Origin of the sequence: Streptomyces sp. SID13726 (assembly GCF_010548375.1) — a bacterium.
Lineage (GTDB): Bacteria > Actinomycetota > Actinomycetes > Streptomycetales > Streptomycetaceae > Streptomyces.
Window position 1 is genome coordinate 1 of the sequence record NZ_JAAGLY010000079.1, and the last position, 808, is coordinate 808.

Here is an 808-nt window from a genome sequence, read left to right on the forward strand (position 1 = left end):
CGAAGCAGGAGTCGGCCGAACTGCGTGAGCTCAAACGGCGCAACCGTCAGCTCGAGCAGGAAGTCGAGATCCTGCGCCGGGCGGCGGCGTACTTTGCCAAGGAGATCTCCCCAAAATGACGTACCCGCTGGTCGGTGACCTGGCTGCGGACGGTATCCCCGTCGCAGTGACCTGCCGGGTGCTCGGGTTCTCCAAGCAGGCCTACTACGCGTGGAAGGCCCGCCCCGTCACGCCCGCAGACCTGCAGCGGGCACACCTGATCAACGCCGCAATGGGGGTGCACCGAGACGACCCGGAGTTCGGGTACCGGTTCATCGCCGACGAGCTGACCGACGCCGGGCTCCAGGCGTCGGCGAACACGGTCTGGTCGCTGTGCCGTGAAGCCGGCATCGTCTCGACCGTCCACCGCCGACGCAGGTCGGGCAAGAAGGCCGGTCCGCCCGTGCACGACGACCTCGTCCACCGACAGTTCACCGCTGATGGTCCGGATCGGTTGTGGCTCACGGACATCACTGAGCACCCCACTGGCGAGGGCAAGCTCTACTCGTGCGCGATCAAGGACGCCTGGTCCGGCGGATCGTGGGCTACTCGAGGGACTCACGCATGAAGTCCTCGCTCGCCGTCGCCGCGCTCAACAACGCCACCGCCGTGCGCAAGGTCACCCCGCGACCCCTGAGCAGACCGGGACGACCTGCCACTAGGACCGCAGATTTCAATTTCGGTCCGGGCGCTTCGTTGTCGCGCTGCACCACCACGGCATCACCGGCTCTATGGGGCGTGTCGGCGCCGTGGGGACAACGCCGCCAAG

1 pseudogene is annotated in these 808 nt (G+C 67.3%); it reads left to right on the forward strand.

The features are described 5' to 3' along the window. A pseudogene (locus G3I78_RS52550) lies at window positions 1-808 on the forward strand (IS3 family transposase); the annotation flags it as partial.